Source organism: Haliscomenobacter sp. (genome assembly GCF_965225875.1).
Taxonomy (GTDB): Bacteria; Bacteroidota; Bacteroidia; order Chitinophagales; family Saprospiraceae; genus Haliscomenobacter.
The window spans coordinates 655426-679881 of record NZ_CBDDBS010000001.1 but is presented as its reverse complement, the minus strand read 5'-3'; the positions used below and the strand labels follow the sequence as shown (position 1 = coordinate 679881).

Sequence of the window (24456 nt, the reverse complement as noted above, 5' to 3'; positions counted from 1 at the left end):
TTGTGGATTGTAGCAGTTAGAATCACGGAGTGATTCAATCTTGAATAGCCGCGGTCGTCCGCAGTAAAATTCTAAGCGGAATGTTTCACAACCGCGGTAGTGGTTGAATTGCGCCTCAGTTTGTTCAACCGCTGCCGCGGTTGCGACACACCACAAAACGGCTAAATCCGCGGACGACCGCGGCTATTCAAGATTCAACCGCTGCCGCGGTTTGGGGTTTCAGAATTCGGGATGATTCATGTTAAGCATCTGCTGAGTTTCTACTGCCGGATCAATTCCACATTACAAGTTATCCTCACCATTTGGCCAATGGCCAGCCCACCAGCCTCCAGGGCTGTATTGTATTTTAAATCAAAAACATAACGATCCAAATCGCCCCACACTTTGAGCCCGGCACGCGTGCCGCCCCAGGGGTCTTTGACAATGCCCCCAAATTTGGCGTTCAACACAATTGGCTTGGTGATGCCATGCATGGTCAGATCGCCGTATACTTTGTATTCATTGCCTTTGACCTTGCCCAGTTTTTTCCCTTTGAACACCAGATTAGGGTATTTGCCTGCATCAAAAAAATCAGGACTTCGGAGGTGTTCATCCCGCTTGGCGTCTTGCGTGTTGATGCTTTTTACCTGGGCGCTGAAATCAAAAATGGCATCAGTGAAATCTGGCTTGTCGGCTTGGACATGAATGGTATAATCGTCAAATTTCCCCGTTGTTTCAGAGATGATCAAATGATCAACGGCAAACTGGATGGAAGAATGAGATTTGTCCAACTGCCAGGTGGTTTGTTGGGCTTTGGCCGCTGTGCCAACCAAAGATAAGGCCATCAGGCCAATTAACATTGCTTTTTTCATGGTTGTTTTGTTTAAAAAGCCTGCAAGGTTTTGGTATAAGTTTGTGCAGACCCTTTTGATGCCACAAAACAACGGGTAACGCAGTTGAAAAAAATTAAAGTAGTTTAAGGCTTTATTTCCGGGCCAATTTTCGGCGAATCATGCTCAAAAATTCGGGGGTAATTCCGAGGTAAGCCGCAATTTGACGTTGGGGAATGCGCTGCTCGAGGGTTGGAAATTTGTCAATGAAATGTAGATAACGCTGTTCGGCACTGAAAGATAAATTTTGATTGATGCGTTGTTGCTGGGCTACGAAGGCATTTTGGAGAATGATTCTGAAAAAACGTTCAAATTTTGGGATTTCAACGTAGAGCTTTTCAAGATTATGTTTGGAAATGACCAAAAGCTCAGTGTCCTCCAGTGCGTCGATAAAAAGGCTGGCTGGAGTTTGGGTCAAAAAACTGTACAAATCGCCCGTCCACCAATCTTCGATGGCGAACATCAAAATGTGTTCGAACCCGTTCTCATCAATGGTATAAGTTCTAAGGCAACCTTTGGTAATGAAATGTTCATATCGGCACAGTTCTCCGGGTTGGATCAAAAACCCTTTGCGCTTCAGGGACTTGAACTCCAGCAAAGACAAAAAATAATTGCACTCAGCCTCATTTAGGGAAATGTGTCGGCTGATGTTTTGGATGATCAACGCTTCTCGCATGACTTAACCCAAGATGGATTGAAACACGTCCCGAATTGCTGCCAAGTCTTTTACATGCGCCTTCACCGCATCCATGGTATGCGGCGACTTATCCTCCACACATTGCTCAATGACCAGATGTGGCTGCAATTTCAGCTTCTTCAACTCCCCCGCGAAGCGCCGATAATCAATGTCCCCATCGCCAAACGTTTCGGACCATACCCCATTAACCGACTGTCGGATGTGCAGTTCCACCACCCGTTTGCCATACAATTTCAACACATCGAACACCGCCAGTTGCGAGTTTTGAGAACCCCGGTACACCCAGTGTACATCAAAGCAGAAGGACATGTTCAGGGGTGAGGTATTCAGCAGCATGTGGTGGAATTCGCGGGCACCCGCTTTCATTTCCACATCGTGGGTATGGTAGGCGAGGGTGATGCCTTTTTGCCGTAAGGCTGCCCCCAGTTTGTCCAGGCTAGCCGCTTGCAATTTTAATTCTTCATCGGTTTTGACCTCATCTCCTCCCCAGCGTATAGGTGTAGGATTGGTCACCATTATTTTCGTGCCCAGTTTTTTGACCTCATCGGCAATGGCCAACACAGCGGAGATAGACTTGGCCGCTTCATCCGCCTTGTGCAAAACACTGTTGACATACACCGAGGGCATGGCGATTTGGTATTTTTTGAGCACCGGGCCGAGTTTAATTACCTCTTCGGGCGCATTAAAACTAGGCTCGTAAGCCTTCAGTCCGGTTTTGGCAAAATCGGCCAGGCAAGCATCCAGGTCTTCGCCCCAATTTTTATTGTCGCGGCCATAAAAAGTATACCAGTTGTAGGAATTGGCCGCAATGGGCGTGGGGTAGGGGGCAAATACCTCGGATTGGGTAGAACTCAATACCGTAGCAGCAGATGCTCCGGCAACCAGATTGAGAAATTGGCGGCGATTGGGTGTCATGGCAGAGTAATTATTTTGAACCACCCAAAGTATAAAAAAAAGGAGAGACCCAAAACATTGAATTACACTGATCATTGGAGGAAACGCAAAATTGTAGAGACGCACGGCTGTGCGTCTCACACTGCCCAAGAAGCAAGAGACGCACAGCCGTGCGTCTCTACCCGCCGAGCATTACAGTTTTATCGTAAACGTCTTTCCATTCAGGGTCAACACCGCGACATTGTCACAAGTCCCATTGCCGTAATCCACCTGAATGTCCTTGCCATTCAGCTTCAACAAGCCCAAGCCCTTGCTTACCCAGTAGCAGTTGTTGGCCTTCACCAGCGGTTGATCGATGTTCCAGGTAACCACCTCGTTGTTGGGGAAAAGTACGTCTATATTGCCCGTTACATCGTACACGTCATCACTCCAGTCCCACCAGGTCGCGTGGCCCCGGGTTTGGGTGAAATCGTGAACACCACTCCAGGTCCAGGTTTCGTTTTTGGCGTCGGTGATTTTCACCTTATCGGCTTTGATCTGGTAAACGCCGGCAGTGTTCGTACTGCTGTTGCTGAAGCTGAATTTGCCGTCCAGTTTTACCCCATCTTCGCTGTAATTCTCGTACTGCAAGGTCACCAGCGAGTTGGGTTGCCAAAGTTTACCCACCACCATTGTCACCTTGCCGCTTTTGGTTTTGCCATCTACGTCGGTGCAACCTGTGCCAAAGTCTATCACCACGGTTTTGGGGAAGGTCTTTAAATCGGCGGGAGTAACGGTAATCGTGCCACAGTCCGTACGGATTTCCGGCGTGTTGTTGATCAGGCCATCCACCTCAGCTGCACCCCGAGTGGCAATGCCAAATGAGGTGCCAATCAATTGTTGACTTTTGAGCGCACGGCTGGCCATTTCCACGCTCTCGTCTTCGCTCAGGTCTACATTTTCGTCTTTGGTACAAGCATTAAAAGTAAGGAGGAATAAGCCCATCAGGCCTAAAACGGAAAACCATGTTTGCTTAACCATTGGAAAGTTTTTTGAATTATGAATCGGTTTTTAAATAGGAGGACAAATGCAAAGACGATTTCCGTTGGCGATTGTTACTGGGATTTAATGCTTTAACGTTTTTTTAGGGCTTCTTTAACGTACCAAATCAAAAATAATCAACCCTCTTTTGGCGAATTCAATGGATCATCCGTGCGCAAATAATGTTTATCCGCATAAAAGTTTCCAAACGGAATCACCGAAATTAACAGCAGGATTCCAATCTTCCAGAACTTCCAGCGGTACTCGATGCTACACAGAATCACGAGCAGGATATACAGCACAAACAGCAGTCCGTGCAAAGAGCCGAAATTGCGAACTGCCTGTGGGTACTGCCAGATGTACTTCAGCGGCATGGCGACGAACAACAAAATCAAAAAGGACATGCCTTCGGCGAAAGCAATGACACGCAATCGCCCCAGTGGCGTTTTAAGTAAGGATAACATAGCGGGTGATTTTTAAAATGATCGAAACCAGGGACGTTGTGCCAAAGGCGAAAACGGCCAGGGAATTGCGACCAAAATAATGAATAAAGCGAGGACAAAATAATTGAATAAAATCCGAAACCTGCGGCGCTCGTCCACCTCACGCTTGGCCAAAGCCGCTCCAACTGTAAGAATCACTATGGCCGCGCTCATTAATCCAAAATGCACCAGTGCAAAAAACAGCCCATCACTCCAGCGCATGGACTTATTTTGCCAAAACGATTGAGCAGTAGGGCTGAAAAAGTACACTACAAACCCTACCACCAATTGTAAATGGCTAATGCCTGAAGCACTGGATGTTGCCATGCGGTGTAGGCGAGTGTACGGTTTTTTAAAAACTAAAGCTTCCCAGGCCAGGTAAATGACCAGGAGGATGCTCAATAAAACGAGGTAACGCAGAATCGAGTGGGTAAGGATCAGGTGATACATAGGCAATACTATTTAAGGCAAAAATCGGATTCTAATCAAGCAAACCATTAGTACAAACCCGGCATTTATTCAGCAAAATCAATCACCTTGCGGAAATCTGAAGGATTGTAGCCCGTTTTTTGACGAAAAAAACGGCCAAAATGAGTCAAATCGGCAAAACCCAATTGTTCGGCGATACTCCCCAAGGAGGCAGCAGTTTGCCGCAACAACATTTTAGCCTCTAACAGCCTTTGCTCGGCAATACATTCTGAACAGGTTTTCCCAAACACCCGCCGTACACATTTGTTGAGGTGATTGGGTGAAACATGGAAAAGCGCGGCATAGTCGGCTACCGATTTTTGAGGATCAAATTGTTCACTAAGCACCTTGTTGAAACGTTCGGCGAGTTGGGCTGCACTGCCCGCAGAGCTGCCTGCTTGGACATTGGGTTGTATATAAGGTTTGATGTCGTAAAAGAAGGTCAGCAACAGGTGAACGACCAGGTGTTCCCGATCGGGGTGATTGCTGCGGGAAAGATCAAGCATACGTTGAAGGGCATTGGTCCAATCCTCTATTTTTTCCAGGGGCATTGTCCACATGGCCGGGGCTTGGGCTTGCCAAAAAGGGAAAGGAGCCAGCGGTTGTTTTTGCTGCAATTTTTCAGCCAAAAAATGCGCACTGAAATTGACAAAAAAACCAGTAATGTCCCTACTCATCGACATGACCCGCGAAACCTGGTAAGCGGGCATGAACAGGATTTTGCCCCGATCAAGGTCATAAGTATCCATCCCTCGCATACGGGTAGTGGCACCTCCGGTGATAAAAATAAAATCATGATTGGTGGAACGAACCGCAGGCATGGGGAAAGGATGCTGGAGTGCAGACCAGGAGTTTTCCAGCGGAACGATGGTAAAACGGCTGAAGTCGATGGTGGAAAAAAAGGCACTTGCCTCCCCGAAACGATTTAAAAAAGCCTGATTGTCCAGTACCGGTATGAATGACTCCCTCATGCTGCAAAGCTAAGGGAGTCATTTGTTTATGTTGGTGTTGCTGCCGTAAAATCAATGTCATTTTACACCAGGGACCGCATTTTTTGCAGCCCGGTTTTTGCCACCAATAGGGGATCCTGCTTCCAATAATCCCGATTAAATAGCTCAAGTGAAATGATCTTGGTGCCTCCCATTTCTTTAAGCAATTGCACTATCTTTTCAGTTGGCGCATCACCGTCGCCGGGATAAATGCGGTCCGCGTCGGTTTGCTCTGAAACGGGTTTGTTGTTCACAAAATCATTAAAATGGAAAATCTCTACGGTTTCCCCTTTCAACAAATTCAGGCTATCAAAACCAGATCCGCCCCTGAACAAATGGTAAATATCGGGCAACAAGCGGGCATCAGGATCGTTGGCGGCTGCAGCTACAGCTAATGCCTGCCCCAGGTGAAACAAGGTACCCGACGCACCCCAAAATTCCAGTTGGGGCATTACTCCGGTTTTTCGACCCAAATCCAGGGCTTTTTTGTAACGTTCACCCGCTTTGAACAAATCCAGCGGAGGATCTTTTTTTACTCCGGAAGGTGGAGCAGCAATACGTTTGCAGCCCAATTGCGCCAGCAGGTTCATTTCCTCTTCCAGCTGTTTGAAACCCGCTGCGCGCTGTGCATCATCTTCCACCATCCATGGCGCAAAGGCAATCGCATCTTCCACGGTAATCCCAGCATCTTTTACTTTTTGAGCCAAGGCCGTCATGGTGCCACCTTCCTTGAGGTAGGCATTGAGGTCGGGAAGCCAAATCTCGATGGCATCGTAACCTGCCGCGGCAGCAATTTCAATGTACTTCACAATACCCAGTTTTTGGCCACTGATGGTACTGGTATTCAGGCAAAAGCGAAACTTGGTTTTTTTAGGCGCCACCCCTGCCAACAGGTCAACTGGAAGAATGGCCGCCGCACTGGCAGCCCCTAATGTTTTAAATATGTCACGTCTGTTCATAGCGAAAAAAATGGATTGATGAATGTTCTAGTTTATGAATCATAAAGCTAAGCTAGATTTTTTATATGGGCTTTATGAAATGCTATTAACCCAAGTGCGGTGTATTTTTTCTTTCTATGCAGCTTTTTCACCAAGCAGTTGTTTTACAAACCCTAAGCCCCTATATTTGCCCCCTATTTCAAAAATCACCGCAGCACACTTATGCCAAACCGTTCGAGAGCGCCCAAAATCAAAACCATCACCGACATTCCAATGCCGGAAGTTCAGGAGTTGCGCTTGGATAACGGAATCCCTGTTTATGTTGTGGCCATGGGCACCCAGGAAGTACTCAAGGTAGAGGTCATTTTTAAAGGTGGCCGCCCTTATGAGCACAAAAAACTGGCCTCACGCGCAACGAGTGCGCTCCTGCGTGAAGGGACCCAAAACTACAATTCGGCTGAGTTGGCCGAAAAACTGGACTATTTCGGGAGCAGTCTGGCTATTCCATACCATACCGATACGGCCAGCCTGACCTTGTTGTCTTTGAACAAACACTTCAATCAGGTATTGCCCTTGTTGGGTGAAGTGATCAAAACCCCCAGTTTCCCGGAGCAGGAGTTACAGGCCTTCATCCAACGCAGTGTACAACACCTGCAAGTAGACCTGAGCAAAAACGATGTAGTGGCTTACCGCCAAATCACCGAGATGTTTTTTGGTCCTGAACATCCTTATGGCTACAACAGCACCGCTGAAACCTATAACCAACTCACCCGGGAGGATTTGTTGCAGCACCACCGGAGCTTGTTCACCAAAGACAATTGTGTAATCATCATTAGTGGGAAAGTAACCCCCGAGGTGCTTGAGCAATTGAATGAACAATTGGGGCATGGGATTCCTGCTGGAGTCATTCCCGAGCCCAAACTGATCCTACAGGAAGCCCCACCACAACAAGTGTTGATTTCCAAGCCTGACAGCTTGCAATCGGCCATTCGGATTGGTTTCCGGACCTTCAATCGGCATCATCCCGACTTTTTTGACCTTTCCATCCTCAATGTGATTCTGGGGGGCTACTTTGGCTCCCGTTTGATGACCAATATCCGGGAAGAAAAAGGCTATACCTACAACATTTATTCCACCCTCGATGCCATGCAATTCGATGGTTGCTTTTACATTGGTACCGAGGTGGGTAATGAGTTTGTGGCTGATACACGCACCCAGATTTACCTGGAAATGGATCGCCTGCGGGAAGAACTTGTGGACGAAGACGAACTGGAAATGATGCGCAACTACATCCTGGGCAATTACTTGACCATGATTGATGGACCATTCAACGTAGCCGAGCTAGTGCGCCTGCTGGTTACTGAAAATTTGCCTTTTACAGAGCTGCAAGACTCGGTTGATCTTACCCTGGCCGTTACGCCTGAATCTATTCAAGCCATGGCGCAAAAGTATTTGATCCCCGAGAAAATGAGCGAAGTTATCGTGGGCAAAGCTTAAAAATTGGATTCAAACCATTTTTTAAGCCTTTGATCAAAAAAATTTGGTTAAGCAGGGCCGAACATGCTTAAATGTCGCTAAATTTTCTTTCTTTTGCGAGCATGAAACGCCAGCGGTCAACCAACAGTTTGATCAGATTAGAGCGCGTTTGACATAATTTACAAAAACTCTTAGGTAAGGAAAATTAATGAAGCTGTTCAGTTTTTTTAGACAAGAACTCGCCATTGACCTTGGCACTGCCAATACCCTGATCATGCAAAATGATCAGATTGTTGTGGACGAACCTTCAATCGTAGCCATCAATCGCAAAACCAACCAAACCATTGCGGTTGGTCGCCGTGCGATGCAAATGTTTGAAAAAACCCACGAGGAAATCAAAACTGTTCGCCCGCTGAAAGATGGTGTAATTGCCGATTTTCAGGCGGCTGAAAATATGATCGAGGGCTTCATCAACATGATTGATGGCCGTCGTCGCTTTTTTTCCCACATGAAAATGGTCATCTGTATTCCTTCTGGGATTACTGAAGTGGAAAAACGCGCTGTTTTTGATTCAGCCGATCACGTCGACTCCAAAGAAACCTACCTGATTCATGAGCCAATGGCTGCTGCGTTGGGGATTGGTTTGGATGTAGAAGAACCTGAAGGTAACATGATCATCGACATCGGTGGTGGTACTACCGAAATTGCAGTGATTGCCCTTTCCGGGATCGTGTGTGACCAATCCATCCGCATTGCGGGCGACGAATTCACCAACGACATTGTGAGCTACATGAAGCGCCAGCACAATATCCTGATTGGCGAGCGTACTGCTGAACAAATCAAGATCAGTGTGGGCTCAGCCTTGCATGAGCTTGATGAAGATCAGGCTCCCGAAGATTTTGCAGCTCATGGCCGGGATTTGATGACGGGTATTCCCAAACAAATCAAGGTTGGTTACCGCGAAATCGCCCATTCACTGGATAAATCCATCTCCAAAATTGAAGATGCGGTGCTTAAGGCCCTGGAATCTACTCCACCCGAGTTGGCCGCCGATATTTTCAGAAGGGGCTTGTACCTGACTGGTGGCGGTGCGCTGTTGCGGGGCTTAGACAAACGTATTTCCTTAAAAACCAAACTTCCCGTGCAGGTTGCCGATGATCCATTGCGTGCGGTGGTTCGGGGAACAGGCATAGCATTGAAAAATACTGATCGTTTCACCTTTTTGATCGATCGTAAGAGTGTGTGATTTATAGTGTATAAGGTCGGTTTGAATCATTAGAAATAGTGCTTCAAACCGACCTTATTCCTCACCCGCGAGTTCCAATCACCACATGAATACTTTCCTGCAACTACTCAATCGGGTCAATCACCGAATCTTGTTCCTGGTGCTGTTGGTCGTTTCGCTTTTTCTGATTGTTCAGAACAACGAGGCGCAGGGTAAAATTTTTTGGAATTCGGCAGGGAGAATAACCGGCTTCTTTGGAAGTGGTGCCAACGCCATTCGGAGTTATTTTAACCTGCGACGGGAAAACGAAAAACTGCAACACGAGATCAGTGTACTGCGTGGACAATTGGCTAAAGATCAATACAACAACCAGGTTAGTACAGATACCCTACAACGGGTGATTGACAGTACCCGCATTCAAGTTTACCGATACATCGAAGCGACAGTCGTCAACAACTCCGTGGATAGACCCAAAAACTACCTCACCCTGAATCGAGGCAGCAGACATGGGGTAAAACTAAACATGGGGGTGATTACCACTGACGGGGTATTGGGGGTAGTGCGCTACGTATCGGAGCATTATTGCGTGGTGATGTCCATTTTGCATACCGATTCGCGGGTAAGTGCCCAAATCCGTGGGGTAGACAAAGGTTTTTATGGTTCTCTGGTGTGGAATGGCAAAGACCCTCGTTTTATGCAACTCGTTGATATCCCCAAGCACAATAAAATAAGCTCCAAGGATGACGTGGTTGAAACCACTGGCTTTTCTACTTATTACCCTCCTGGGGTGGCAATCGGGAAAGTGTTTTACCACAGCATTCCTCCAGGGTCCAGCAACCACTTGATTCAGGTCAAACTGTACACCAATATGACCAACGTCCGCTACGCACAAATCGTAGTGAACGAACATGCCGATGAAATCAATCAACTAGAAGCACGCGCCAAAGATGAACAGTAGCTCGACATTGCGCATTTCGCTGAAATTCATCATTATTTGGATTCTCCAAATCGTTGTGCTGAAGCAGATACAGTTTTTGCCACTCGGGCCATACTATTACGAAGCATTCGTGTATCCTTTGTTTATTTTACTGCTCCCTTTTGGCATGCACATCAATATGCTGATGCTTGTCGCTTTTTTTTCGGGGCTTCTGATCGATGCTTCTTACAATACCCTGGGTGTACACACGATGAGTGCAGTCGTTTTGGCTTATTGGCGCCCCTCTATTTTGGAGTTGGTTCTACCCCGTGGAATGGACGAAACTTTGACTCCCTCCCTGGCCCGACTCAAATTTTGGCCATTTCTGCGCTATGTGGCCTATTCCTTATTGCTGTATTTGCCTTTTTATTATTCGATGGCGTTTTTCTCTCACGTATTTTTACTGTCTATTGTAGTTAAAAGCCTGCTTAGTTTTATTGTTTCCGTATTTTTTACACTAATTTTAGCAGGCATACTAAACGGCTTAGATTAATTCAATTTTCCCCAAGGGCGATAAAAAAATAAATGTTCATTTTGCTATAGGATTAGATAAGTAAACGGTTCAATTTAAGTGTCTTATCTAATCCTATAGCTTAAGAAAAATGAAAATTTATTTTTACCCCACTACCAAGATAGGCTATGGATATTGGCAGCAATCGTCAACAGGTTATTCAAGTTGTGTTTATCGTTGCAGCAGCGTTGCTATTGACGAGGGCATTTTTTTTACAAGTCATCAATGGAGAATTCAAAACTGCCGACAAGATTACGGGTGCAGTAGCGCGTTTTCCCATTTATCCGGCACGCGGCTTGATTTATGACCGCAATGGAAAATTACTGGTGGTCAATAATCCCATGTATGACCTGATGGTCACTGTGGATGCAATGGATAAGAACATCAATGTAGGGCGCTTTTGCAAACTGGTGGGTATGACCCGCGAAGAGTACAACAAAGCACTGGATAAAGACTTTAAAAGTGGTCGTTTTTCCCGATCGGTTCCTTATGTGTTTAAAAGTAAAATTTCCGCCGAGGCTTTTGCTCGTTTTCAAGAAGCTTTACCTGAATTTCCTGGCTTCGAAATCGTTTTGCGCAACGCCCGTCAGTACCCGGCGCCAGTCGCTGCTCACTTGTTGGGCTATATCCGAGAAGTAGACCAAACCGAGGTGGAAACCCAATCAGACATCTATGCTCCTGGCGACTACATTGGCGCAAGTGGCCTGGAAAAGACCTATGAAAATGAACTAAGGGGCAAAAAGGGAATTGCTTTTGTATTGCGTGACAAATTGGGGCGCTATGCTGGTTCTTATCGCAATGGCAAAGACGATATCCCTGTAGTTCCTGGGCTTGATCTGAGAACCACGGTGGATTTGGAACTCCAGCAATACGCCGAGCACCTGCTTAGCAACAAACGGGCTGGTCTGGTTGCCATTGAACCCAAAACCGGAGAAATTCTGGCCATGGTAACCACCCCGAATTATGACCCCAATCAACTGACAATCACCAACAACGCCCGTGGCGATGTCTATAAAAAATTAGCCGCTGACCCGAATATTCCCTTATTCAATCGGGCGGTAATGGCTCAGTACCCTCCCGGTTCTATCCACAAAACGATTTTGGCCCTCATTGGTCAGCAAATCGGGGTTTGGAACGTGGATCGGGGAGTGAGTTGTGCAGGGGGCTATTTTGCTCCGGGGGTACGGTTGGGTTGTCACCGTCACGCCTATTGTAGTGATGTGCGTTCAGGTATTCAACATTCCTGTAACGCCTATTTCGTAACGCTGTTCCGTACCATTGTCGACATGAATGGTTATCGGCACCCCAATAAAGGCCTGGATACCATCAATCATTACCTGGATAAATTTGGCTATGGCCGCAAACTTGGGGTTGACTACCCGGGAGAACAAGCCGGCCGTTTTCCTACTTCCGCTTTTTTTGATCGTTGGTATGCACGCGATGGCCAGTGGAAATCGATTTGGATTCGTTCGCTGGGCATTGGGCAGGGTGAGTTGTTGTGTACCAATATCCAGTTGGCCAACCTCGCCGCTACGATTGCCAATCGGGGCTATTATTACACCCCCCATTTCCTCAAGGCTTTTGGGGATTCCTCGTTAACCACCCGGAGTACTTTCCGCATTAAGCACGAGGTTGGCATTGAGCGCAGGCACTTCGAGCCCGTAGTAGATGGAATGGAACGGGTTACCATTGCGGGTACCGCCCGACGGGCCTTTATCCCTGATATTGCAATTTGTGGTAAAACGGGTACAGCTGAAAACAGCTCAGGGGAAGACCATTCGATCTTTTTCTGTTTTGCGCCTAAGGATAATCCTCGCATTGCCATTGCGGTATATGCCGAAAATGCTGGTTTTGGGGGCTCTGTCGCAGCGCCCGTGGCCAGTTTGATGATTGAAAAATACCTCAAAGGAGAAATTCGGACGCCCGCTCGCCGGGAAATGGAAAAACAAGTCTTGAAAAAAGACTACATCATTCGGGAAGTTCCAGGGAAAAAAGGCAAATCGAGCCGACCTTGACAAGGGGCGACAAAAAAATAAACACTTATTTTGCCCCACCACTAATTTATTTCTATGAAAAAAGTACTGCCGTTTTTTGTGCTTTTGTTTGTATTGAGCCAGCTTTCTGCTCAGGACAAGCTCAAGATGATTTTTGTAGGTGACATTATGGGGCATGGACCCCAAATTGAGTCCGCCGCCATCGAACCCAATAAACTCTACGATTATTCTCCTTGTTTTCGCTTCATTGCGCCACTTTTGGAACAGTCCGACCTGGCCATCGGCAACCTGGAACTGACTTTGCCGGGTAAGCCTCCTTATACGGGTTATCCTACCTTCAAGAGCCCGGATGAATTGCCCCTGGCTTTGCGCGCTGCTGGCTTTGATTTGTTGGTGACCGCCAACAACCACTCCAATGATGGTGGACTGATCGGGGTGCAAAACACCATCAAGACCCTCGAAAAGAATGGATTTTACCAAACGGGTACCTTTATAGACTCTTCTCACCGGGCGGCCCTATACCCATTGATTGTGTACAAAGGCAATTTTAAACTGGCCTTCCTCAACTATACTTATGGCACCAACGGCATCCCTAACCACAAACCCAGCGTAGTAAACCTCATTGATGAGAAGGCCATCAAAGCCGATATCGATGCGGCCAAAGCCCACAAACCCGATGCCATCATTACCGTAGTGCATTGGGGCGACGAATACCAACTGGCTGAAAACGAACGCCAACGTGCGCTGGCCCAAAAAATGCTGAATTGGGGCTCCACTATGGTGATCGGTGCCCATCCCCACGTGGTGCAGCCCATCAAAAACTATCCCTTGCAGGAAACCAATGGAGCTACCCGCAATGGCCTGGTTGTGTATTCAATGGGGAACTTCATTTCTGCACAAACCAAAACCTATACGGACATTGGTTTGATGGTGGAAATAGAGTTGGAAAAGAAGGGTAGCATACAGGAATCAGCGGTCAGCAATCCGCAAACAATGATTAGTAAAGTAGAGTACATTCCGGTATACCGCTACATTTATCGCCCCGCTGCGGGCAAACCTGTTTACATGACCGTGCCTGTGGCCGCTTTTGAAAATGGAGAAATGCAAGCCCAGCTACCGATGCCGGAAGCTACCCGTGTTGCCATGAAACAAAGTGCGGACGTGATTCGCAAAAACCTGACCCAACACGGTGCCGTAGAACGCAAAGTGAGTGCCAAGGAGATTTCCACTGAAAAATAATTTGCCGTGATCGTATCAGCCATTGTCGCCGCCGCTAAAAATCGCGTCATCGGGATGCACAACCAAATTCCCTGGTATTTGCCTGCCGATTTAAAATACTTCAAAAGGACTACCCTGAATCACCATGTGATTATGGGGCGCAATACTTTTAATTCGATTGGTCGGCCACTGCCCCAACGGACGAACATTGTAGTGACCCGCGACATCTTTTTTGTGGCTACCGATTGTATGGTGGTTCATTCCGTGGATGAAGCCCTGGAGTTGGCTTACGACAATGGTGAAACCGAGGCTTTTATCATTGGTGGAGGCCAGATTTATGAACAAAGCCAGGACTATTGGGATAAAATTTACCTCACCGAAGTTGATCTGGAACCGGAAGGAGAAGTGTTTTTTCCAAAAATTGAACCAAAGGAATGGCGCCTGACTTTTAAAGAAGCCCATAAAGCCGACGACAAAAACGAAATGGACTACATTTTTAAAGTCTACAGCCGAATTGAAAGCAAAGAAGAAGGGTGAGGATTTGCTTTTTAAAAAATAAGTTTTAAATTTGTAGGCAATACGGCACTTTTGTGCATTTGATCAACCCTTAGCAACAATGATTCTCAGGTTATTCATCTTTTAACCTTGAGAACATGACGGAAGATTTTCTCCATTACGCCTGGCGTTACCAGCATTTCAATTCCAATCATTTACAAACCACCCAGGGTCAAAACCTGACCATCCTGGCCATTGGCGAACACAATCGCCACGCTGGCCCCGATTTTCTCAATGCACGCCTGTGGATTGAGGATACCTATTGGGCGGGCAATGTAGAGGTACACCTGAAAGCCTCGGATTGGTTGTTGCACCGACACGAAAAGGACCCCGCTTATGCCAATGTCATTTTACATGTGGTGTTGGATGAGGATCAGGTCATCTACGACCCCAACGGTGAGCGGATTCCATGCCTGGAATTGCGCCGATTGCTCGATCCGCAGCTTTGTAGTGCGTATTACCGCATGCTCAACAACAACTTGTGGATTCCTTGCCAGAATCATTGGCGGGAGGTAAAAACGCTGAGTGTTAAGTTGTGGCTGGAACGGGTAATGGTCGAACGTTTGGAGGGCAAAACCGAGATTGTCAAACGTTTTCTGGAATTCAACCAAGGAGATTGGGAGGAAGTATGTTATCAACTTTTGTTGCGCAATTTTGGCCTCAGCGTCAACCTGGACCCTTGTGAGCAGCTGGCCCGGAGTTTGCCCCTCAAACTCATTGGCCGCCACCGGGATAATTTGTTGCAAATTGAAGCACTACTTTTTGGACAGGCTGGTTTGTTGGAACCGGATTTTGTGGAAAAATACCCGCAACAATTGCAAAGCGAATACCGCTTTTTGCGCCAGAAGTACGGCCTTGAGCCAATGGCAGCCAGCAATTGGAAGTTTTTGCGCATGCGCCCGGCCAATTTTCCGACCATGCGTTTGGCGCAATTTGCAGTGCTCTTGTACCAGGGCAGCAATCTTTTTAGCAAAATTTTAGCAGCACAGGATATCGAAGAACTGGCGCATCTTTTCAGGGTAACCCTGCATGGGTATTGGTCGGAGCACTACACCTTTGATAAGCCTTCAACGCGCAAATTGAAACACCTGGGCACTAGCTTTATCGAATTGCTCATTCTGAATGCCTGTATCCCCCTGGTTTTTTATTACGGCATGTATACCCAGGATACCAAGTATTGCGACAAGGCACTGCGCTTTTTACAAGAGCTTCCTCCCGAGGCCAACCACATCATTGATGGTTGGAAAAAATTAGGCTTTGAGCCCGAAGATGCCGGGCAAAGCCAGGCTTTGATCCACTTGAAGCGGATGTATTGTGATCAGCGGCAGTGTTTGCATTGTGCGGTGGGGGCGGCGATTTTGAAGTGAGGAATCACCAGTGAAACCACAATAAGTAAGTCGTGAGTAAAGGCTAAAGCGACATTTTTTAGCACAAAGAACACAAAGGCAGCACAAAGGGCACAAAGTTAGGCGTTGACGACGCTTTGCTTTGTGAAGCCTTTGTGCTTACCTCCCTAAAAAATAAACTTCGTCGACAAAAACTGCGACTTATGCCCCTCCACGATACCATTCAGAATCTCCTTGTTCTTATCGGTCTCCTTGGTGGCAACGATGGTACGGATGGAAAAAGCCCGCATGGCGTCCTCCACCGAAAGTGTACCCTCCGCGGAGTCCTTGCGCCCGGTGAAGGGGAAGGTATCCGGCCCGCGCTGGCATTGTGCGTTGATGTTGACGCGGCTCACCAGATTCACCAGTTGATCCACCAGATGGGCAATCTCATCAGGGTCATTGCCAAAAATGCTGACTTGTTGACCGTGGGGTGAATCGATTAGATATTGGATCGGTTCTTCCATACTGGCAAAAGAGGCAACGGGTACCACCGGGCCAAACTGTTCCTCCCGGTAAATCTTCATTTTGTCATTTACTGGATAAACCACCGCCGGGTAAAAAAAGGATTCGTGGATGGTCGCGCCACCTTCATTCATGACCTGGGCACCATGTGCCTTCGCATCTTCGACCAAATCCAGCAGATAGGCGGGTTTGTTGGGCTCGGGTAGGGGGGTAATCGCAACCCCTTTTTGCCAAGGCATGCCAAAAGGCAATTGATTCACTGCTGCTGAAAAACGCTTCAGGAATTTGTCGGCAATGTTCTGGTGTACCAGGATGATTTTTATGGCGGTACAACGCTGACCGTTGAAGGACAAAGAGCCTAGGATACATTCGCGGACTGCCAAATCAATGTCGGCATCCTCCAGAATGATGGCCGCGTTTTTGGCATCTAGCCCTAGAACAGCCCGCAGTCGGTTGACCTTCGGGTGCATTTTTTTTAGGTCATTTGCTACCCGACTGGAACCAATCAAGGTCAGGACATTGATTTTGCCCGATTGCATCAAGGCAGGCACTACCGTTCCTCCGCGCCCATATAAGGTATTCATCACGCCCTTGGGGAAGCAGTCGCGGAAGGCTTCCAACATGGGGTAATGCAAGAGGGTACCGTGTTTTGGTGGTTTGAACAAAATGGTATTCCCCATCAACAGGGCAGGAATCAACATGGTATAGGTCTCGTTCAAGGGGTAGTTGAATGGCCCCATACAGAGGACCACTCCGAGCGGTGAGCGGCGAATCTGACCAATGATACCTTGCTCGATGCGGAAACGGGAAGAATTGCGATCGAGCTCTTTAAGCATGTCGATGGTATCGTAGATGTATTCCACGGTACGGTCAAACTCCTTGGTGGAATCGGCAATGGATTTGCCAATTTCGTACATCAACAAATTGACGATCAAGTCTTTTTGCTCAATCATCCGACCGATGAATTTTTCCATACACACGATTCGCTCCCCAATCGGCATGGTTGGCCACTCGCCCCGCCCATTGTCGAAGGCGTGTACCGCAGCTTCGAGTGCGGCATCGGCTTCCGCTTGACCTGCTAATGGATAACTGCCAATGTGGAGGCGTTTCAGGCCATCAGGAGTGTGTACATGTACTGGTGAATACACATCCTGCACGGTGCCTGTCCAGGGAATCATTTGCCCATCGATCAGCATTTCGCGCTGGTGGATGGGGGCGCTAAGCCGGTTTCCCTCAGGAATGCCATTTTCTTCCGGGAACAGTTGGGAAATCTGGTGCTCTAAGGTGTTCATTGTTTGAGTATTGATTCAAAGTAAATAACGCAGAAAAATTAACTTCCCGATTTGGCTTTTGAATAGGAAGTCGAACGCTTCATTTTAAGTGAGCGTCCTATTCAAAAGCCTCAAAAAAAATCGGGAAGTAATTTTTTGCGTCATGCTTAAGTCTTTTGTTGTTGCAAATGGGCTACAGTTTCCTGGATGCCTTGGCGGTAGGTCGTCGCAGCATGTTTAAAATGCCGGACATACTTACTGCTGTCAAACAAGTAATTATATTGGTTTTGGTAGAGCATTTCTACGGCTTCGCCCATTTCGGGAATGAATAAACCCAGCATGCGGGTCATCCATTTGGGCACAATGGTGTATTTGAATTTGGCCCCAAAGGCTTGGGCAACGAGTTCAGCAAAATCCTTTCCGCTTAAGGCGTTTGGATCTGTTGGTAAATTCCAGATCTGATTGTAGGCATCCATGGTGTTGCCTAAGGCAGCAGTAGCTCGGGCTGCATCGGGTGTAAAGGTATAGGAATGTTTGGTATTTGCGTTGACCAAAATTTGAGGGGTTTTACCTTTTGCCAGATTTTGAAAAACCATGTAGTCGACAAAACCAAGGGCGGCACCAGGGCCATAAAAGTCGGCAGCACGTGCAATCATGGCCTGGATGTTGCCATTTTGGACCTCATCCAGGAGCATTTGTTCTATTTTGGCCCTTACTTCTCCTTTTTTGCTACAGGGATTCATAGGGCTTTCTTCCGACATCCAACCCTCTACTTTGCCCAGAGCGTAAACATTGCTGAAAAAAAGAAGCTTGCAGTTGTTTTCCTTACAGGCATCGATCACATTGCGCATGAGCAAGGGCCATTTTTCTTGCCAGACTTTGGTAGAATAAGGCAAACCTGCCGTGAGGTAAGCAATACTTGATCCTTTCAGCGCGGCTTGTACCGCACGGGGATCGAGCAAGTCCGCTGCAAACAATTCGTCGTTGTGGTTGATGGCTTTTGGATTACGGCTGACGAGGCGGATTTGGTCGGTATAAATCATGAGGCTTTTGGCTAAATCATTGCCAATGACGCCCCCGGCTCCGAGGATGGTTTGCATGTTATCAGGTTTTGGTATGGATAAGCTTTAGTTGATGCTCCTTACTTGCGTTTTTAAGATCGGGATTTTTAGGCGTAAATCCAGATTATGGAAGAATTTTTTTTAATGAGTACGGTTTCCACGTTCCCTTTTTCTATTTTTACCCGTACAATGATAATTTGATCCATTTGAAACTGCGTCTGTTTACACCCAAAGCGGAAACGTCCTCGGACGAAAACTTGCTGGCCCACTACCAAAAGAGTGGCGACTTGCAACTTCTGGGTGCCTTGTACAGTCGCTACACGGAACTGGTCTATGGGGTTTGTTTGAAGTACCTGAAGCAAGAAGAAACAGCAGCCGATGCCGTCATGGATATTTTTGAAGAATTGGTTCAAAAGGCAAAAAAGCACGACATCGGCCAGTTTCGGCCCTGGTTGTACGTTTTGGCTAAAAACCATTGCCTGATGCGTTTGCGCAAGGCAGGCCAAAATTTTACAGTAAGTTTTGACCCCGGGCTTATGTATTCCCTCGAATTGTTGCATCCTGATGCAGAAGACCTTCCAGATCGGGAACTGATGCTGAAAAAACTGGAGAACTGCATCGAAAAACTCTCTGATCAACAAAAGGACTGTGTTCGATTGTTTTATTTTGAAGACCGTAGTTACAAGGATATTGCCGATGGCATGCAAGTTGATTTGAACATCGTGCGATCTCATATCCAGAATGGACGGCGGAATTTGAAAAATTGCATCGGGGGCACCTAAAAATAAATGATATGCAAAACCAGGCATTGATCGATCTTTTACGACGCTGGCTGCGCGGTGAAACCCGAGGCAGTGAGGAAAGTCGTTTGGAGCGAGCAGCACAGGAAGATCCTTTCCTGGCAGATGCCTGGGAGGGTTATACCCAAAATGCTGAGGCTGATCACCTGTCAAAAATCAAACAACTCAATACCAAAATTGCGGTAAGAACCCAAACCAATCAACGCAAAACCGGGCCAATCCTGATTTGGTTGCCCCGCCTTGCTGCTGCCGCTGCGGTATTGTTGCTCCTCACTTTTGGCTGGAAATGGCTGTTTGACCCTGCTCCCAAAGCAGACCTCGTAGTTGATGTTCCCAGCGTTGAATCGAAGGCTGAGGCAGAATCTCAACCAACTCCTTCCACACCAGAAGTAGCCGATGTAAGCATTGAAAAAGCAGATAAAACAATCCCATCAAAACGTAATGCCAGTGAGGGCCCTGCGCCAGCCACCCTAAGTACGGAGGAATTGGCAGATGATGGCGCGATAAAAGAAGACGCCAATGGCCTTGCTGCTGCTGAAATCGCAGAGGAGAAGCCCAAAGTTGAATCCAGTAGGGATGATGCACCGGGTAATGCCGCAAGTTCTCGTGCGGCAGGCAATGCCACGGACAAAGACCTGGCAAAAATCAGTCCTGCCCCTGCAACGCGGGATTTGAACGCGCTACAAATGAAACCTACTGTAGGTGGCATAGTTGTAGATGAACGTGGGCAACGGGCGGCGGGCATCCCCGTACAACACAATGCCAATACCTTTGCCATAACCAATGGGGAGGGAGCTTTTGAGTTGCCTTCAGCTACGCCAACCCAAGTGAAGGTCATTGATCCTGGATTTGAAACCCAGTCGCTGCGCCTGGACGACAACGAGGAAAAGGTCGTGTTGCAACGCAAAACCAAAGCACTAAAAAAATCCTTCGATGCCAGCGACCGCCGGGAAGGGGTAGGTTACCCAAGCCCGGAAGGTGGGTTTGAACAATTCGAACAATACATTCAGAAAAACATCGAAATGCCCTTTGAAGCTAAATTGAACGCGGTCAGTGGAGATGTTACCCTGGAATTTACATTTGAAAAAGATGGTAAGCCTGCCCGAATCAGAATACTACGTCCGCTTGGATTTGGGTGTGATCAGATTGCTGAACGGCTCATTGAGGATGGGCCAAAGTGGCGGAATGGAAAACCCGGGACCTGGGTGATTTACAAGGTGGCGTTTAAATAGCCCATGAATTTATTCGTGGGAAAAGTAGCGCCCTGTTTTGCAACAGAGCGCTCCGAAAAATATACTCGATTATTAAAAACTTGTTTCTAGTCTTCCAAATCCGGCTGTGGTGTATAGCGCAGATAAGGCTTCACAATGGTCACCCCTTTCGGGAATTTTTCGATTGCCGCTTCTGTAGATACGGCAGGCACTACGATTACATCTTCACCATGTTTCCAGTCAGCAGGAGTTGCCACGCTGTAATTGGCGGTCAATTGCAGAGAATCCAACACCCGGAGCACTTCATTGAAATTACGCCCCGTAGATGCAGGGTACGTAATCATCAGTTTTACCTTCTTGTCCGGCCCAATGATGAACAATGAACGAACGGTGAAGGTCTCCGAAGCATTCGGGTGGATCATATCGTACAAGCCAGCTACTACTCGGTTTTCATCCGCAATAATGGGAAATTGTACATCCACATGTTGTGTTTCGTTGATGTCATTGACCCAGCCTTTGTGCTTATCCAGCGGATCTACACTTACGGCCAGCACTTTGGTGTTGCGTTTCGCAAATTCGGTACTCAGTGCAGCAGTACGGCCTAGCTCAGTGGTACATACCGGGGTGTAATCAGCAGGGTGTGAAAAAAGGATACCCCAGCCGGTGCCCAGGTACTCGTAAAAATCAATGTCGCCCGCAGTTGTTTGGGCTTGGAAGTTGGGCGCAATGTCGCCGAGACGCAGACTCATATTCTCTGTTTTTAGGTATATGTATGGATTAAGAACATACTTGGATTGAATGCGGTTTAGGGGCGATAAAAAATAAGTGCTCATTTTGCCAGAGGATTAGATAAGTAAACGTTTTACTTCAAGTGTCTTATCTAATCCTCTGGCTCAGGAAAAATGAGCACATATTTTGCCCCACTACTTTGTTGTTTGTGTCATTAATTGGCCCCATCGCATTCAATCCTTAAAGATAAAAACAATCCTGCTGATCAGCTTTGATTTTAATCACTTCTTCCAGATATCCCAGGTTGCACTCAGGTAGTACAGGGCACCAATGGTAGGTCCCGCAGCATACTGTATGTAACGTTGGTTCGCCAGATTGGTGCCCCCCAATTTAAAGGAAGCATTCCATTTTGGCACTTGTAGCGATACCTGTGCATCCACGGTAGAGAAAGAAGAAACTACCCCTTCCGCCAAAGGTGTTTGCCACAGGAAAGTATCCTGCCATTTCCACACCACGTTGAATCCAAAATTGGGCAAGACTTCGCGGTTGCCAAACTGGATATTGCCCGACCAGGTGGGGGTATTGAAACCAGTGATGAAAATGTCGTTGTCATTTTTGGTTTGCAGGTCATTGTAGTTCAGGTTGCCGGAGAGCGAATACTTCTTGTAAAAGTTGTAGCTCAAGCGCAGGGCTGAACCATAATTGTAGTAGGTATTTGTAGCGTTGGTGAATACCCGGTAGCGCACTTGTTTGTTGCGGTCCAGCATATCCAACACTGAGGCATCGGTACCGACCTGTCCATCTCGGGGTACGGCCACTTCTACCTGCCCCAGAAAACCACCATAAACATTGTAGTAAAAATCCCAGTCGAGTACTACTTTGTTGTCAAACAAGACACTTTTTACCCCAGCATCCCAGGCCTGAACCTCTTCAGGCGCCAACTGTGGCAAATTAGCAACCACCAGCAAGTTGCGGTTTTTGAGGCCGGCATCGTTGCGGGTACTTCCTGCCGCTACATCTTTGTTGACCGCTGCAGTGAAAAGATCCAACGAGTTGAGGGTATAGGAGTTTTCCAGGAAGCCCAAGCCCTCATTCACTTTGGCCAAACCACCTACCCGGCGTACGTTGCCATTGTTTACGTAAGAAAGGGCCTCAAACAAAGCCGGGAAACGTACGCCCGACTGGTAGGAGATGCGGTAGTTCCACTTTTCGTTGGGTGAAAAAACGGCGGCCACCCGTGGGTTCCAACGCCCAGGGAAATCGTAGTTGTGGTCATAACGGATCGAGGCAACCAGTTTTAATTTTTCCTCAAACAACAACTTGGTGGCCTGGGCAAAAGCACCCAGCTTGGAATAACGCACCTTGTCGCCACCTGGCAGTGCCCGCTCTTCAATCGGACGGCTAAAATCAACAAAGTTGTTGCCATCGGGAATCACCTCATTGACCCGCAAATCCGTACCCAGCAGTAAACTTACTTTCTCCTTAAGCCAATGCGAAGCATCGTATTGCAGTTCGCCGTGGTACAAGTGGCTGCGTTGCCAAAGCGCGGCTCCACCGGTAGCTGGGGCACCCGTGATCAGAGATGCGTGATCCCAGTTGTTGATGCTGATGATCTTGTTTTTCAAATCCTGGAATGCCTGAGTACCTGGTTCGGGGCGACCTTGGTCGGCACGAGCCCGGGCCGCCAGGTGAGCCTCTGTCAGGGATTTGCCCTGGTCGATGCCACTTTGTAAGGTAGTTTGATACAGGGCGCTCCAATCTTTATTGGTTTTGGTGGTCAATTCAAGATTGTCTACCAGGGGTTTGAGATTATATGAATCGCCCGTGTTTTCATCGGTGAAATACACCCGGGCAGTGAGCCGCTTGTTCTTGAGTTCAAGTGAATGGTTTTGCACCACCGCATCGTTGAGTCTGATTTTGTTGCCGCGCTGGAAAGTTCCGTCCATACTCCCGTAGCGGTAGTTGTAGCTCAACTCCCAATCTTTGAAGGGGCGATAAAACAGGCCACCCGAAAACTTCAGGTTGCTTACCTGGGGTTCGGTCAGGTCTTTTTCCCAATAACCTGTGCGGCGCACGTTGAAAGTTTGGCGTTTGCCGAGGTAGTTGACGGCCACGGCGACGTTGTTGTTGCGCTCATCACCATATCGGTTCCATGCGTCGTAGGCGGGGTTGGTTTCGCCGCTGCCCAGTTCCGGGAAAGCTGGATTGGCTGAGGCTCTGTTGCTGGCGTTTTGATCTACTGCAGCGGAGGATACCCAGTCGATGCCCTGGAAGTAGCTGACGTTTAGCTTTACTGCCAGTTTTTCATTTTTATCTAGAACCTTGGCAAAGCGCAAGGCGGTTTCAGTCATTAATGCAGCGTCGTGGTCAATGTTGTCAACATGATTCACCCCGACACGCTGGTAAAAACTCAGGCCCTGGGTTAAAAATGGATTTTTGCTGCGCAAATGGGCTAGACCATTGATGGAGTTGATCCCGTACAATGCCGAAGCCGAGCCAGGAGTGATTTCAACCGAAGCAATATCCAGTTCTGATGGGCCAATCGTATTGCCAAGAGGCACCCCGAGGGTAGCAGCCTGCACATCCACCCCGTCCACCAATTGCATGAAGCGGAAGTTGTTGGGGTTATTGAATCCCCGGGTATTGGGCACTTTAAAGGTCAAGCTCGAAGTAGTGAGTTGCACCCCCTTCACATTTTCCAAGGCATCATAATAGGATGCGGCGGGCGTTTCCCGAATGGCGCGAATATCCAGTTTTTCAATGGCCACGGGCGATTTAAACAGGCGCTCTTCCACCCGTGAGGCAGTAACCACCATCTCGTCCGACATCATCACCAGGGGCTGCAATTGGAATTGGAGCTTGGCGCGTTCGTTTTCAACCGTAAAAACCTGTTTCTCGTAGCCGATAAAACTGATCTCCAGGGTAAAGGGAAAACGTAGGTAACTTTTGATTACAAACTGTCCATTGTCATCAGTAGTTGCACCCGCCTCATGCTCACGAATGTATACCGTGGCGTTGGCCAAAGGCGTTTTTGCAGCTGCGTCTTTGACTTGGCCACTGATTTCAACCAGGGTGTTTTGGGCGTTGGCCCAGTTGAACCATATGCTGATTCCCCAAAAAATTAAAAAGTAGAAGAACTTGTTCATAAGTCTTGTTTGGTTTGGATATGGGAAAATATGTAGAAGTTAATTGATAAATTACATCGAAAAAATAGAGTTTTAT

General features: G+C 47.6%; 22 protein-coding genes. 10 read left to right on the top strand and 12 right to left on the bottom strand.

The window, feature by feature from the left end; translation table 11 throughout:
* Window positions 1-260: 260 nt before the first annotated feature.
* The 8 genes from ACO08K_RS02655 to ACO08K_RS02620 all read right to left on the bottom strand — a co-directional run bounded on the left by ACO08K_RS02655 (window position 261) and on the right by ACO08K_RS02620 (window position 6378).
* Entirely contained in the window at window positions 261-851 is a 591-nt protein-coding gene (locus tag ACO08K_RS02655; RefSeq protein WP_421794843.1) for a YceI family protein, read from the bottom strand.
* A 112-nt stretch (window positions 852-963) separates the two neighbouring features.
* Window positions 964-1545: a Crp/Fnr family transcriptional regulator gene (locus tag ACO08K_RS02650; RefSeq protein WP_421794842.1), complete on the bottom strand. Its 582-nt coding sequence runs from the start codon at window positions 1543-1545 to the stop codon at window positions 964-966.
* A 3-nt stretch (window positions 1546-1548) separates the two neighbouring features.
* The gene (locus ACO08K_RS02645; protein WP_421794841.1) at window positions 1549-2481 is read right to left on the bottom strand and encodes a sugar phosphate isomerase/epimerase family protein; all 933 of its coding nucleotides are present in this window, start codon (window positions 2479-2481) and stop codon (window positions 1549-1551) included.
* Window positions 2482-2652: 171 nt separating this feature from the next.
* Window positions 2653-3480 (bottom strand): hypothetical protein, encoded by an 828-nt coding sequence (locus ACO08K_RS02640; RefSeq protein ID WP_421794840.1) that lies wholly within the window; start codon window positions 3478-3480, stop codon window positions 2653-2655.
* A gap of 137 nt (window positions 3481-3617) precedes the next feature.
* Entirely contained in the window at window positions 3618-3944 is a 327-nt protein-coding gene (locus tag ACO08K_RS02635; RefSeq protein ID WP_421794839.1) for a DUF3817 domain-containing protein, read from the bottom strand.
* Between the two features lie 12 nt (window positions 3945-3956).
* On the bottom strand, window positions 3957-4412 hold the full coding sequence (locus ACO08K_RS02630; protein WP_421794838.1) for a hypothetical protein: 456 nt from the start codon (window positions 4410-4412) through the stop codon (window positions 3957-3959).
* A gap of 65 nt (window positions 4413-4477) precedes the next feature.
* Window positions 4478-5401: a helix-turn-helix domain-containing protein gene (locus ACO08K_RS02625; RefSeq protein ID WP_421794837.1), complete on the bottom strand. Its 924-nt coding sequence runs from the start codon at window positions 5399-5401 to the stop codon at window positions 4478-4480.
* 62 nt (window positions 5402-5463) lie between these two features.
* Complete coding sequence (locus ACO08K_RS02620) at window positions 5464-6378, bottom strand: sugar phosphate isomerase/epimerase family protein (protein ID WP_421794836.1); 915 nt, start codon at window positions 6376-6378, stop codon at window positions 5464-5466.
* A gap of 201 nt (window positions 6379-6579) precedes the next feature.
* Between ACO08K_RS02620 and ACO08K_RS02615 the strand changes: the two genes are divergently transcribed.
* From ACO08K_RS02615 to ACO08K_RS02580, 8 genes are all read left to right on the top strand, one after another.
* Window positions 6580-7854 carry a M16 family metallopeptidase gene (locus ACO08K_RS02615; protein WP_421794835.1) on the top strand — a complete coding sequence of 425 codons (1275 nt, stop codon included), beginning with the start codon at window positions 6580-6582 and terminating at the stop codon, window positions 7852-7854.
* Window positions 7855-8041: 187 nt separating this feature from the next.
* On the top strand, window positions 8042-9079 hold the full coding sequence (locus ACO08K_RS02610) for a rod shape-determining protein (protein ID WP_421794834.1): 1038 nt from the start codon (window positions 8042-8044) through the stop codon (window positions 9077-9079).
* Window positions 9080-9164: 85 nt separating this feature from the next.
* Window positions 9165-10016, top strand: a complete 852-nt coding sequence (mreC, locus tag ACO08K_RS02605) for a rod shape-determining protein MreC (protein ID WP_421794833.1) — start codon at window positions 9165-9167, stop codon at window positions 10014-10016.
* The gene (locus ACO08K_RS02600; RefSeq protein WP_421794832.1) at window positions 10006-10527 is read left to right on the top strand and encodes a hypothetical protein; all 522 of its coding nucleotides are present in this window, start codon (window positions 10006-10008) and stop codon (window positions 10525-10527) included. Before mreC ends, ACO08K_RS02600 begins: the two co-directional genes overlap by 11 nt.
* Before the next feature lie 146 nt (window positions 10528-10673).
* Window positions 10674-12560 carry a penicillin-binding protein 2 gene (gene mrdA / locus ACO08K_RS02595; protein ID WP_421794831.1) on the top strand — a complete coding sequence of 629 codons (1887 nt, stop codon included), beginning with the start codon at window positions 10674-10676 and terminating at the stop codon, window positions 12558-12560.
* Between the two features lie 54 nt (window positions 12561-12614).
* Window positions 12615-13778: a CapA family protein gene (locus ACO08K_RS02590; RefSeq protein ID WP_421794830.1), complete on the top strand. Its 1164-nt coding sequence runs from the start codon at window positions 12615-12617 to the stop codon at window positions 13776-13778.
* A 6-nt stretch (window positions 13779-13784) separates the two neighbouring features.
* The gene (folA, locus tag ACO08K_RS02585; RefSeq protein ID WP_421794829.1) at window positions 13785-14294 is read left to right on the top strand and encodes a type 3 dihydrofolate reductase; all 510 of its coding nucleotides are present in this window, start codon (window positions 13785-13787) and stop codon (window positions 14292-14294) included.
* 116 nt (window positions 14295-14410) lie between these two features.
* Complete coding sequence (locus tag ACO08K_RS02580) at window positions 14411-15679, top strand: DUF2851 family protein (protein WP_421794828.1); 1269 nt, start codon at window positions 14411-14413, stop codon at window positions 15677-15679.
* Between the two features lie 146 nt (window positions 15680-15825).
* On the opposite strand, the gene ACO08K_RS02575 is transcribed toward ACO08K_RS02580, so the two are convergent.
* The gene (locus tag ACO08K_RS02575; protein ID WP_421794827.1) at window positions 15826-17454 is read right to left on the bottom strand and encodes an NADP-dependent glyceraldehyde-3-phosphate dehydrogenase; all 1629 of its coding nucleotides are present in this window, start codon (window positions 17452-17454) and stop codon (window positions 15826-15828) included.
* 146 nt (window positions 17455-17600) lie between these two features.
* Complete coding sequence (locus ACO08K_RS02570) at window positions 17601-18533, bottom strand: NAD-dependent epimerase/dehydratase family protein (RefSeq protein WP_421794826.1); 933 nt, start codon at window positions 18531-18533, stop codon at window positions 17601-17603.
* A gap of 167 nt (window positions 18534-18700) precedes the next feature.
* Between ACO08K_RS02570 and ACO08K_RS02565 the strand changes: the two genes are divergently transcribed.
* Both ACO08K_RS02565 and ACO08K_RS02560 read left to right on the top strand, forming a co-directional pair.
* Window positions 18701-19276, top strand: a complete 576-nt coding sequence (locus ACO08K_RS02565) for an RNA polymerase sigma factor (protein ID WP_421794825.1) — start codon at window positions 18701-18703, stop codon at window positions 19274-19276.
* Between the two features lie 11 nt (window positions 19277-19287).
* Window positions 19288-20526, top strand: a complete 1239-nt coding sequence (locus ACO08K_RS02560) for an energy transducer TonB (protein WP_421794824.1) — start codon at window positions 19288-19290, stop codon at window positions 20524-20526.
* Between the two features lie 86 nt (window positions 20527-20612).
* Here the strand turns inward: ACO08K_RS02560 and ACO08K_RS02555 are convergent, their stop codons facing one another.
* Entirely contained in the window at window positions 20613-21254 is a 642-nt protein-coding gene (locus ACO08K_RS02555) for a peroxiredoxin (protein ID WP_421794823.1), read from the bottom strand.
* Between the two features lie 261 nt (window positions 21255-21515).
* Window positions 21516-24380, bottom strand: coding sequence for a TonB-dependent receptor (locus ACO08K_RS02550; protein ID WP_421794822.1), 2865 nt, complete (start codon window positions 24378-24380; stop codon window positions 21516-21518).
* Window positions 24381-24456 lie beyond the last annotated feature (76 nt).

Coding starts and splice junctions, on each gene's coding strand:
- ACO08K_RS02630 (WP_421794838.1), bottom strand. CDS start 4,412: ATGTATCACCTGATCCTTACCCACTCGATTCTGCGTTACCTCGTTTTA.
- ACO08K_RS02560 (WP_421794824.1), top strand. CDS start 19,288: ATGCAAAACCAGGCATTGATCGATCTTTTACGACGCTGGCTGCGCGGT.
- mreC (WP_421794833.1), top strand. CDS start 9,165: ATGAATACTTTCCTGCAACTACTCAATCGGGTCAATCACCGAATCTTG.
- ACO08K_RS02610 (WP_421794834.1), top strand. CDS start 8,042: ATGAAGCTGTTCAGTTTTTTTAGACAAGAACTCGCCATTGACCTTGGC.
- ACO08K_RS02650 (WP_421794842.1), bottom strand. CDS start 1,545: ATGCGAGAAGCGTTGATCATCCAAAACATCAGCCGACACATTTCCCTA.
- ACO08K_RS02575 (WP_421794827.1), bottom strand. CDS start 17,454: ATGAACACCTTAGAGCACCAGATTTCCCAACTGTTCCCGGAAGAAAAT.
- ACO08K_RS02625 (WP_421794837.1), bottom strand. CDS start 5,401: ATGAGGGAGTCATTCATACCGGTACTGGACAATCAGGCTTTTTTAAAT.
- ACO08K_RS02635 (WP_421794839.1), bottom strand. CDS start 3,944: ATGTTATCCTTACTTAAAACGCCACTGGGGCGATTGCGTGTCATTGCT.
- ACO08K_RS02570 (WP_421794826.1), bottom strand. CDS start 18,533: ATGCAAACCATCCTCGGAGCCGGGGGCGTCATTGGCAATGATTTAGCC.
- ACO08K_RS02600 (WP_421794832.1), top strand. CDS start 10,006: ATGAACAGTAGCTCGACATTGCGCATTTCGCTGAAATTCATCATTATT.
- ACO08K_RS02550 (WP_421794822.1), bottom strand. CDS start 24,380: ATGAACAAGTTCTTCTACTTTTTAATTTTTTGGGGAATCAGCATATGG.
- ACO08K_RS02640 (WP_421794840.1), bottom strand. CDS start 3,480: ATGGTTAAGCAAACATGGTTTTCCGTTTTAGGCCTGATGGGCTTATTC.
- ACO08K_RS02620 (WP_421794836.1), bottom strand. CDS start 6,378: ATGAACAGACGTGACATATTTAAAACATTAGGGGCTGCCAGTGCGGCG.
- mrdA (WP_421794831.1), top strand. CDS start 10,674: ATGGATATTGGCAGCAATCGTCAACAGGTTATTCAAGTTGTGTTTATC.
- ACO08K_RS02580 (WP_421794828.1), top strand. CDS start 14,411: ATGACGGAAGATTTTCTCCATTACGCCTGGCGTTACCAGCATTTCAAT.
- ACO08K_RS02555 (WP_421794823.1), bottom strand. CDS start 21,254: ATGAGTCTGCGTCTCGGCGACATTGCGCCCAACTTCCAAGCCCAAACA.
- ACO08K_RS02615 (WP_421794835.1), top strand. CDS start 6,580: ATGCCAAACCGTTCGAGAGCGCCCAAAATCAAAACCATCACCGACATT.
- ACO08K_RS02645 (WP_421794841.1), bottom strand. CDS start 2,481: ATGACACCCAATCGCCGCCAATTTCTCAATCTGGTTGCCGGAGCATCT.
- ACO08K_RS02655 (WP_421794843.1), bottom strand. CDS start 851: ATGAAAAAAGCAATGTTAATTGGCCTGATGGCCTTATCTTTGGTTGGC.
- ACO08K_RS02590 (WP_421794830.1), top strand. CDS start 12,615: ATGAAAAAAGTACTGCCGTTTTTTGTGCTTTTGTTTGTATTGAGCCAG.